9 protein-coding genes and 1 pseudogene are annotated in these 10,190 nt (G+C 69.2%); 1 reads left to right on the forward strand and 9 read right to left on the reverse strand.

The window, feature by feature from the left end:
- Positions 1–287: 287 nt before the first annotated feature.
- The 5 genes from murJ to V7702_RS15200 all read right to left on the reverse strand — a co-directional run bounded on the left by murJ (position 288) and on the right by V7702_RS15200 (position 7,227).
- Complete coding sequence (gene murJ, locus V7702_RS15180; protein ID WP_442958425.1) at positions 288–1,973, reverse strand: murein biosynthesis integral membrane protein MurJ; 1,686 nt, start codon at positions 1,971–1,973, stop codon at positions 288–290.
- A 31-nt stretch (positions 1,974–2,004) separates the two neighbouring features.
- Positions 2,005–3,651: a peptide ABC transporter substrate-binding protein gene (locus V7702_RS15185; protein WP_335650924.1), complete on the reverse strand. Its 1,647-nt coding sequence runs from the start codon at positions 3,649–3,651 to the stop codon at positions 2,005–2,007.
- A gap of 279 nt (positions 3,652–3,930) precedes the next feature.
- Positions 3,931–4,347, reverse strand: coding sequence for a Zn-ribbon domain-containing OB-fold protein (locus tag V7702_RS15190; protein WP_335650925.1), 417 nt, complete (start codon positions 4,345–4,347; stop codon positions 3,931–3,933).
- 5 nt (positions 4,348–4,352) lie between these two features.
- Entirely contained in the window at positions 4,353–5,537 is a 1,185-nt protein-coding gene (locus V7702_RS15195; RefSeq protein WP_335650926.1) for a thiolase domain-containing protein, read from the reverse strand.
- Between the two features lie 208 nt (positions 5,538–5,745).
- On the reverse strand, positions 5,746–7,227 hold the full coding sequence (locus V7702_RS15200; protein WP_335650927.1) for an AMP-binding protein: 1,482 nt from the start codon (positions 7,225–7,227) through the stop codon (positions 5,746–5,748).
- Between the two features lie 194 nt (positions 7,228–7,421).
- Between V7702_RS15200 and rraA the strand changes: the two genes are divergently transcribed.
- Positions 7,422–7,901, forward strand: coding sequence for a ribonuclease E activity regulator RraA (rraA, locus tag V7702_RS15205; RefSeq protein ID WP_335650928.1), 480 nt, complete (start codon positions 7,422–7,424; stop codon positions 7,899–7,901).
- 6 nt (positions 7,902–7,907) lie between these two features.
- Here the strand turns inward: rraA and V7702_RS15210 are convergent, their stop codons facing one another.
- The 4 genes and pseudogenes from V7702_RS15210 to V7702_RS15225 form a co-directional block, all read right to left on the reverse strand.
- Positions 7,908–8,201 carry a DUF2218 domain-containing protein gene (locus V7702_RS15210; protein ID WP_335650929.1) on the reverse strand — a complete coding sequence of 98 codons (294 nt, stop codon included), beginning with the start codon at positions 8,199–8,201 and terminating at the stop codon, positions 7,908–7,910.
- A gap of 11 nt (positions 8,202–8,212) precedes the next feature.
- The gene (locus V7702_RS15215) at positions 8,213–8,776 is read right to left on the reverse strand and encodes a PadR family transcriptional regulator (protein ID WP_335650930.1); all 564 of its coding nucleotides are present in this window, start codon (positions 8,774–8,776) and stop codon (positions 8,213–8,215) included.
- Between the two features lie 94 nt (positions 8,777–8,870).
- Entirely contained in the window at positions 8,871–9,791 is a 921-nt protein-coding gene (locus V7702_RS15220) for a hydrogen peroxide-inducible genes activator (RefSeq protein ID WP_335650931.1), read from the reverse strand.
- A gap of 170 nt (positions 9,792–9,961) precedes the next feature.
- Positions 9,962–10,190, reverse strand: a pseudogene (locus tag V7702_RS15225) (glutamate racemase); the annotation flags it as partial.

Here is a 10,190-nt window from a genome sequence, read left to right on the forward strand (position 1 = left end):
GGGCACAAGGCCCAGGATGACGCCGTAGGGGTGGAGGGCGTGCGCCCGAGGCCCCGCCACCGCGCCTCCACCCCTCCGTCACCCTCGGGCTTGACCCGAGGGTCCATGAACACCTGGGCGGCAAGCCTGGAAGGCCGCGCCTAACCCCAAACCCCGTCATGCTCGGCCTTGTGCCGAGCATCCCTGTCGAGGGCAGGCGCAAGCGTCGAGAGGGATCCTGGGCACAAGGCCCAGCATGACGCCGTGGGGGTGGAGACGCCAGGGAAGGGCGGCGCCCTGGCCGCAACCTACCCCAGATCCACAGGCGCGGCCGGTGTTCCGCCACGGCGGGTCATGGCGGCCCGCAGCTCGGCGCGCGTGACGCCGCCGAAGGCCAGAACCAGCAGGCCATAGACCCCCATGCCGGCCACCGAGAGGGTCAGGATGCCGATCTCCTTGGCGCCGATCAGCGGCAGGTCGAGGCCCGTAATCACCGCCTCGATGGCCGGCCGGTTCATCGCCGCAAAGGCCAGGCCTGCGCCCATGACCAGGCTGGCGGCGGCGACCCGCAAGATCTTGGAGATGACCTGGGGCGAGGGCCGATAATCCCCCCGCCGCCACAGGGCCAGCAGCATCTGGATCACCGCGATCCAGGCCGCCAGGCTGGTGGCTGCGGCGATGCCCGGCACGCCGATCACGAAGAACAGGGCCACCCCGGCCACGATGTTGACCGCCACCGAGATCAGGGCGAAGCGCATGGGGGTCCTGGTGTCGTCGCGGGCGAAGAAGGCCGGCTGCAGGATGCGCTGCAGGACGAAGGCCGGCGTCCCCCAGCCATAGTGGAACAGCAGGGCGCCGGCCGCCGCGGCGTCGGCGAAGACGAAGGCGCCGCGGGTGAACAGGCCGTCGATCAGATAGACCGGCATGGCCATCAGGGCCGCGGCCGCCGGCAGGCTGAGCGCCAGGCCGAACACCAGGCCCTGGTCCATGACCAGCTTGGCGTCGGTGCCGTCGCCCCGGCGCAGGGACTGGGAGAGGCGGGGCAACAGGGCCACCCCGATGGCCACCCCCACCAGGCTCATGGGCAGCTGATAGAGGCGGTCGGCGACGTTCAGCCAGACCCGGGCGCCGGCCACCTGCGAGGCCAGGATGCCGGAGACGAAGATATTGATCTGGGTGGCGCTGTTGGCGATGGCGGCCGGCACGGCCCGGCGCACCAGGGCCTTCATGTCTGGCGTCAGCCGGGGGCGCACGAACCGCACTCGCGCCCCGGCCTTGCGGGCGGCCCAGATGACCAGGGCCGCCTGGCCGACCCCGGCCACGCCGACGCCGACCGAGGCCGCATAGGCCGCCGTAATCGCATCCCCCTGCGGCCAGACGACGGCCAGCATGACCACGTTCAATATGGTCGGATAGAAGCCCGAGACGATGAACCGGCCGTGGGCGTTCAGCACGCCGGAGAACAGGGCGGCGATGGCCATGCAGGGCAGGTAGGGCATGGTGATCTGGGTCAGGATCACCGCCAGCCGGAACTTGTCGGGATCGTCCACATAGCCGGGATTGATGACGTACATCAGCCAAGGCATGGCGGCCTGGGCCACGAGGGTCAGGGCCACGGTCACCACCGCCAGTCCGGCGGCGGCGTCGGCCGCATACTGGTTGGCGACCGCCTCGCCCTCGCCTTCCAGCCGCTTGGCGTAGCCGGGCACGAAGGCCGCGGCGAAGGCCCCCTCAGCGAAGATCCGGCGGAACAGATTGGGGAAGGCCAGCGCCGTATAATAGGCGTCGGCGGCGATGGTCAGGCTGGCCCCCAGCTTGGCGGTGACCACCAGGTCCCGGGCCAGGCCCAGCACCCGGCTGAACAGGGTGAGCGCCGCAAAGATCACCGAGGAGCGCAGCATGCCCCCGCGGCGGGGGGCGGGCGACGAAGCGGGCGCAGGCTCGCCGGGGGCGGCGACGTCTCTCGCGGACTCAGTGGGCGGGGTCTGGCTCACGCCGGGCCTTTGAGGCGCCGGGAGGCGGGGGTCAAGCGCCGCCCTGCCCGGCGCCTTCCACGCACAGCCAGCGGCTGCGGTGGAAGTTGGCGATGTTGTCCATCCAGCCGGTGACGCGCGGGTTCACCAGGGCCTTGTTGACCACGAAATAGATCGGCGCGAGGGCGTCTTCGGCCAGCATCAGGGCCTCGGCCTGGGCGAGGGTTTCAGCGCGCGCCTCAAGGTCGGCCTCGGCGTTGGCGGCGGCCAGCAGGGCGTCATAGCGGGGATTGGAATAGTCGCCGTAGTTCTGCGCCCCGGTGTCGGACTTCAGAAGCTCCAGGAAGGTCAGCGGATCATTGTAGTCGGCGTACCAGCTCATCGCGCCGACCTCGAAGTCGCGCAGGCGATAGGCCGCGAAGGCGATCTGGCCCTCGTTCTGCACCAGCCGGACATGGACGCCCACCGATTCCCAGTCGGCCTGGATGGCCTGGACGATCAGGACGGTGTCGGGGGTGTTGCCGGTCTTGATCTCGATGGAGAGCGGGCGCTCAGGCGTGTAGCCCGCCTCGGCCAGCAGCCGGCGGGCCAGCGCCTGACGGTCGCCGAAGTCCAGGCCGGCGAAGCTCGCCCTGGGGCCGTCCTCCACATAGTTGGCCGTCCCCGGCGGCACGAAGGCATAGGCCGGGACCTGCCCGGCGCGCAGCAGCTTGTCGGTGAGAAAGTCCCGGTCCACGGCCGCCGACAGGGCCTTGCGCACGCGGGCGTCGCGGAAGGCGGCCACCTCGCGGGTGTTGAAGGACAGATAGGAGGTGGCCAGGGAGATGTGCGTGCGCGCATGGCCGGGCATGGCCTCGTTGATGCGCGACAGGCGGTTGGACTGGAAGCCGGTGTTGATGTCGAGTTCGCCGGCCGCCACCCGGCGCTCGGCGGTCACCTGATCAGGGGTGGGATAGTAGCGGATGGTGTCGACGCAGACCTGCTCGGCGTCCCAGAACTGGGGGTTCTTCTTCACCTCGATATATTCGCCGAGCCGCCAGGAGACGAGCTGGTAGGGGCCGCTGCTCACATAGGCGCCCGGCCGCACCCAGGCGTCGCCCAGCTCTTCCACCACATGCTTCGGGACCGGGAAGAAGGAGAGGTGCTTGAGCATTTCCGGCAGGTAGGGCGCCGGGTGGTCCAGGGTCAGCTCCAGGGTGCGCGGGTCGATGGCCCGGACGCCGAGGGTCTCGGGCGCGGCCTCGCCGGCGTTCACCGCCGCGCCGTTCTTCAGCAGGAAGACCAGATAGGCGTAGATCGACGCCGTCTCAGGGGCCAGGATCCGGCGATAGGCATAGACGAAATCGTCCGCCGTGATGGGCGCGCCGTCAGACCACCGGGCCTCGCGCAGGTGGAAGGTCCAGACCAGGCCGTCGGCGCTGGTCTCCCAGCGCTCGGCCAGGGCGGGGATGGGCGTGCCGTCCGGCGCATCGGTGGTCAGGCCGACATTGAGGTCGCCGATCACCTGGAACTCGTCGACCAGGTTGCTCTTCTGCGGGTCCAGCGTCGCCGGCTCGGTATTGTTGCCGAACTCCAGGCAGGTCTCGCCGGCCGGACAGGCGGGACGGCTCGGCCCCTCCTGACAAGCGGAAAGCGCCAGGACGGCGATGAGGGGCGCGACCAGGCGCAGCGGCGAGCGGGGGAGGATATCGGAACGCATCGGGCGCCATAAGCGCACGGCCGGCTTGGCCGTGTCGAGGGGCGAGGCCTTGCGTCCTTCGAGGCTCGCTTCGCTCGCACCTCAGGATGAGGGAGACGGGAGCGGGCGTCTCATTCCGTCCTCATCCTGAGGCGCCCGCAGGGCCTCGAAGGACGAGGGCGGTCGCACCAACCCCACCCGTCATGGCCCGGCTCGACCGGGCCATCCATGAACACCAGCCAAAGGCCTGTGCGCATGGACCCTCGGATCAAGCCCGAGGGTGACGGAGAAGGGAGGAGCCTAAACCGGGCTGAACACGGGAACCGGCGGGCCGTTCTCGGTCTCCTGGAACTTAACCTTGACCCGCTGGCCGATGGCCAGGGCGTCGAGATCGCAGTCCACGAAGTTGGTCAGCACGGCCGGGCCTTCGTCCAGGGTCACATAGCCGATGGCGAAGGGGCCGGTGGGCGAACGGCGCATGACCGAGTGGGCGTAGATCACCCCTTCGCCCGGGCTCTCTTCCCAGACCGTGTCGTCGGAGAAGCAGATCGGGCAGATGGCCCGGGGATACCAGTGGGCCTTGCCGCAGGAATTGCAGCGCTTGATCAGGAAGCGGCCTTCGGTCGCCGCGTCCCAGAAGGGCTTGGACTCGATGGTCACCGGCGGGGCGGGAATCTTGCGGGCTTGCGCCTCAGGCGCGGTCTTGGTGTCGCTCATGGGACCTACTCCCGTTCCATGATGAGGGTGGCTGCGCCGTGGCGGGTGCCCAGCGAGCCGCCGGTGCCGTGGGCGATGGCCAGATCGCAGTTGGGGACCTGGACCTTCGGATGGGCTTCGCCGCGCAGCTGACGAACAGCTTCGATCACCTTGGTGATGCCGCCGCGGTTGGTCGGGTGGTTGTTGCACAGACCGCCGCCATCGGTGTTGAAGGGCAGCTTGCCGACGCCCGAGATCAGGTTGCCGTCGGCGACGAACTTGCCGCCTTCGCCCTTCGCACAGAAGCCCAGGTCTTCCAGCTGCATCAGCACGGTGATGGTGAAGCTGTCATAGATCGAGGCGTACTTCATGTCGGACGGCTTCACGCCGGCCTCTTCGAAGGCGATGGGGCCAGACCACAGCGCGCCCGAATGGGTCAGGTCCAGGTCGTGGCCGCCCATGGGCCCCTTGGGGCTTTCGCCGGCGCCGATGACCTTCACCTTGGGCCGGTTCAGGCTGGCGGCGATCTCGGGGCTGGTGACGATCAGGGCGCCGCCGCCGTCGGAGACGACGCAGCAGTCCAGCCTGTGCAGCGGGTCGGAGATCATCGGCGAGTTCAGCACGTCCTCGACCGTGACAACGTCACGCAGCATGGCGTGCTCGTTCCACTGGGCGTGATGGCTGGCGGCCACCTTGATCCAGGCCAGCTGCTCGGACGTGGTGCCGTACTCGTACATGTGGCGCGCGGCGCACATGGCGTAGGTGTTGTGGGTGGTGCCGCCGTAGATGTTCTCGAAGCCGGCCTCGGGCGGGCCGTCGGTCAGCTGGCCGGGGCGGCCGCCGCCGCCGAAACCGCCGAACTTCTGCTGCCGCGGACGACCGGCGAGCGTGATCAGCGCCACCTTGCACTTGCCCTGCGCGATCGCCTGGGCGGCGTGGCCCACATGCAGGATGTAGGACGAGCCGCCGGTCTCGGTGGAGTCCATGTGACGGACATTCCGCAGGCCCATGTAATCGATCATGGACATGCCCCCGAAACCGGGTGCGTCGCCGGCGCAGAAATAGCCGTCGATGTCGTCCTTGGTCAGGCCCGCGTCTTCGAGCGCGCCCTTGGCGCATTCGGCGTGGATCTGGGGGGTGGATTTGTCAGGCGCGTCGCGGAGCGGATGCTCGTAGGCGCCCATGATGTAGGCCTGGCCTTTAATGCTCATGTCCCTTCCCGGATTATGGTTCTGATCAATGGGATTGGCCTTATCCGCGCAGGCGCGCGGTGTCATCCCTGCAGTCGTCTGAGTCAGGGTCCCCACCCCACCACCGTCACCCTGGGCCTTGTGCCCAGGGTCCCTGGCGCAGCTCGCGCCCGCCCCGACGAGGGACCCTCGGGACGAGCCCGAGGGTGACGACGAATGGGAGTTGGCCCTAGGCCGGCTGTTGCGCCTTTAGCGCCTCGATGCGGGCCTCGCGCAGGGCCGAGCGGCGGACCTTGCCGGCGTCGTCCCGCAGGGGTTCATCGACGAACTCGTAGGACCGGGGCTGCTTGTAGGTGACCAGTCGGGTCGACAGATAGTCCCGCAGCTCGGCCTCCGTCGTCGGACGGCTGACCTGCACGATGGCATGGATCTTGTTTCCCAGGTCGTCGTCGGGAATGCCGATGACCGCACAGGACATCACCGCCTCATGCTCGTCCAGGGCGGCCTCGATCTCGGCCGGATAGACGTTGGAGCCTCCCACCAGGATCATGTCGGTGCGCCGGTCGGCCAGGTAGAGATAGCCGTCCTCGTCGAACCAGCCGATGTCCCCCAGGCTCTCCCAACCGCCGGGCAGGGTCTTGGCCGTGGCGCCGAGATATTTGTAGGACGGTCCGGCGCCTTCGGGACGGCGCATATAGATCTCGCCGACCTCCCGGGGCGGCAGGGGGTTTCCGGCCTCGTCCATGGCGACCATCTCGCCCATGCGCACCTTGCCCACCGAGCCCCGGTGCTCCAGCCATTCGGTCCCGGAGATGACGGTGGAGGCCTGGGCCTCGGTGCCGGCATAAAGCTCCTGGATCACCTCGCCGCCCAGCCAGTGGATGAAGGCCTCCTTCAGCCAGGGCGGGCAGGGCGCGGCCAGGTGCCAGAGGGTCTGCAGCGACGACAGGTCGTACTTACCGCGAACCTCCTCAGGCAGGTGCCAGATCCGGTTCATCATGGTCGGCACCATGTAAACCCAGGTGGCGTTCCAGCGCGCGATCTCGGCCAGGGTCTTCTCAGGGTCGAACCTGGGCATCACCACGATGTGGGCGCCCATATTGATGGCCGACATCATCATGCCGAAGCCGGCGTTGTGATAGAGCGGCGCCGGCAGCAGGGCGACGGACTCGGCCCGAAGCTGCCAGCCGCCAACCTCGGGCGCCTCCTTCACCGTCACGCCGGGCTGACCGGCCAGGATCAGCTTGGGCCGGCCGGTGGAGCCGCCGCTGGTGGGCGCCTTGGAAACCGGCGCGATGGCGTCGGGCAGATCGCTGTCGTCCTCAGCCTTGGCGGCGATGTCGTCGATATTGACCAGGGGCTTGTCGATCGCATGGTCGAAGGCGGCGATGACGATGGGGGTCCTGGCCAGCTCCATGATGGCTTCCAGCTCGGCCTTGGGCAGGCGGAAGGACACCGGCTGCGGCGTCGCGCCCACCTTCCACAGGGCCCAGCAGGCCTCGACGAAGCCGATGCTGTTGGGCAGGCCCAGGGTGACGAGATCCCCGTGCTTGACCCCCAGCGCCATCAGGCCGCGGGCCAGGCGGTTGGTCCGCCGGTGGAACTGGTCATAGGTCAGGGTTTCATCGCCACAGGAGACCGCCGGGGCGTCGGGCTTTTCCCGCGCCAGGTCAGCCAGGCGGGCGCCCAGGGAAATCGTCTCGTCGGACATGGTTCGTCGTCCCTAATGCAGGGTCGCGGCTCGTTGCGGCGTCCGCGATCTCTATGAAATGGTATGCCGCCAGAATGGGAGGGCGGCGCAACCAGTTTCCCCTGCGATGCCCGGTCCTGGCAAGGGGTTGGAAGATCATGCCTCCTGCGGCTATCAGCGAACCATTGAGCCCATCCCATGCAGGAGCCCGCCCCATGCCGGAATCCCAGACCTCGGTCGCCGACCTCAGCGACGAGAATGAAGGCGCCGCCCAGGTGCTGCGCCTGCAGATGCGCGACCTGGGCGGGCGCAGGGCCTTTTCCGGTCTCATCCGCACGGTGGCCTGCCATGAGGACAATTCCAAGGTGAAGGCCATCCTGGCCACGCCGGGGAACGGCGCGGTGCTGGTGGTGGACGGCGGGGGTTCGCTGAACTGCGCCCTGGTGGGCGACATGATCGCCCAGAGCGCGGTGGATCACGGCTGGGCCGGGGTGGTGGTCCATGGGGCGGTGCGCGACGCCCCGGTCCTGGCCACCCTCGACCTGGGCGTCAAGGCGCTGGGGACCATGCCGTTGCGGAGCGTGCGGCGCGACCAGGGCGAGGTTGACGTTCTGGTCGCCTTCGGGGGCGTGATCTTCACCCCGGGCGACCGGCTGTTCGCCGACGAGGACGGGGTCATCGTCCTGCCGGCCTGAAGGGGGTCAGGCGGGCGTCGGGCGCCAGTCCACCGCCAGGTCCGGCTCGCGGAAGGCGAACCGCTTGAGGTGACTGGCGATCACCCCCTCCAGGCGGGCGAGGTCGTCGCGCGTCTCGGCCTGGGCCGAAAGCTCCAGGGCCTCGGGCGCGACGGCCAGGCGAGTCTCGCCCATGGGAAAGGCGATGCGTCCGCTCTGGTCATCGAACTCGGCGGTGACCTTGTGGCCGAAATGCTTGCAGAGCTGGACCATGTAGCGCTGCGCGTGGGCGGTGGCGACCGTGGCTGTCGAGATGTGCATGTCGCTTCCCCTCACAGGCGTTCGATCTTGCCGGCCGCCTCGTCGAGGACGGCGGCCACGGCGGCGGCCTCGGCGTCGCTGGCCCCGCGGGCCAGGCGCAGCTTGAGCGCGGTCTTCACATTCTCCATGGCGCGGCGAACCTTGTCGCGACCGGCGTCGTCGGCGCCCACCGAACTCATGCGGGCGAAGATGGCGTCCACCGCGGGCTTCTGGGCGGCCAGGGCCTCGCGGCCGGCGTCGGTGATCGCATAGAGCTTGCGACCACCCTCGCCGCCGCTCTGCAGGGCGAAGCCCTCGTCCTCCAGCAGGGCGAGCGTCGGGTAGATGGCGCCGGGGCTGGGGCGATAGGCGCCGCCGGTGCGCTCTTCCAGGGCGCGGATCAGCTCATAGCCGTGGGAGGGCGCTTCCTCGATCAGGGCCAGCAGCACGAAGCGCAGGTCGCCGTGCTCCAGGAAGCGGCCGAGGCGGGGACGTCCGCCGCCACGGCGTCCGCCATGGTGGTGACCACCATGGCCGGACATGCCGTCGCGGCTGTGGCGGGCGCGGTGGGGGTTGAAACCAAAGTGTCGGTGCATGTGTGTTTTCGTTCCTATTTCGATCTATCGAAAGAATAGATATATCGAAACATATCGGAACACAAGTCGGCTTGGGAACGAAGGGCGCGGGGCCTCAGTGCGCCAGGGGCTGGTCGACCACGCCGCGCATGATGTCGGCCAGCAGCCGGCCCTCGGCCGCGCGGCTGGAGCCCGAGCGCCAGGCCACCACGATCTCGCGGCTGGGATGATCGGTGGCGAGCGGCCGGATGGTCACGGCGGCTGCATCGGTGAGACCGGCGGCCACGGCCATGGCCGGCAGGAAGCTGACGCCGAGTCCTGAGCCCACCATCTGCACCAGGGTCGGCAGGGAGGTGGCGGCGAAGGGACCGTCGTCGGTGTTGGCCCGAGGCGCCTTGAGGCCGCAGGCGGCCAGGGCGTGCTCGCGCAGGCAATGGCCGTCCTCCAGCAGGATCATCTCCTCCCGCTCCAGCTCGTCGGGCGGGGTGGCGCTCATCTGGGCCAGGGGATGGTTGGCCGGCAGGGCGGCGACCAGCTCGTCATCGGTCACATGGGCCAGATCCAGGCCCGCCGTCTCATACGGCAGGGCGATCAGGGCGGCGTCCAGCTGGCCGGCCTTGAGGCCGGCGATCAGCCGCTGGGTCAGGTCCTCGCGCAGGAACAGGCGCAGATTGGGATATTGCGCGCGCAGCAGGGGGAAGACCCGCGGCAGCAGGAAGGGCGCGACGGTCGGGATCACGCCCAGTCGGAAGCGTCCGGCCAGGGGCTGGCCGGCGTGGCGGGCCTCCTGAACCATCTCCTCGGCCTCGTTGAGGATGGTGGCGGCCCGGCGCAGGGCGGCCTCGCCCACGGCGGTCAGGATCACCCCGGTCCGCGCCCGGTCGACCACTGGGGCGCCCAGCGTGCGCTCCAGTTCCTGGATGCCGGCCGACAGGGTGGGCTGGGTGACATGGGCGGCCTCGGCGGCGCGGCCAAAGGCGCCGTGCTCGGCCAGGGCCTTGAGATATTGCAGTTGGCGAACGGTGGGCAGGATCATGCCTGCAATATAGGCCGCGCCTATCGAATTTCCAAAAACAATCGATTGGACCCAGGGGCTGACCCGGAAGACATTGAGAGCGTCGAGGCGGACGACTTCCAGTCCGCCTTAACGTCCGGGGTTAGCGTCTTCTCTCCCCAAGCGCCGATGCGCCCCCGGACCCCGCCCCCTCAGGCCTGTTCGAAGCTCAAGGGACCTTCCCAGAAGGTCTCCACCAGCTGGTGCTGGGCGCCGGGCCGCCCGGTGGTCAGGAAGCGGCGCGCGCCGCTGGAGCCGGCCTCGATCTCCGGATGGCGTTCCAGATAGCCCGCCAAGGCGGCGGCCGTGGCCTCGGGCTGGTGGATCAGCGGCGTGCCGGGCCTGAGCGCGGCGCGGAACATGTCGGCGATGATCTCATAG

Origin of the sequence: Phenylobacterium sp. (genome assembly GCF_036963605.1) — a bacterium.
Lineage (GTDB): Bacteria > Pseudomonadota > Alphaproteobacteria > Caulobacterales > Caulobacteraceae > Phenylobacterium.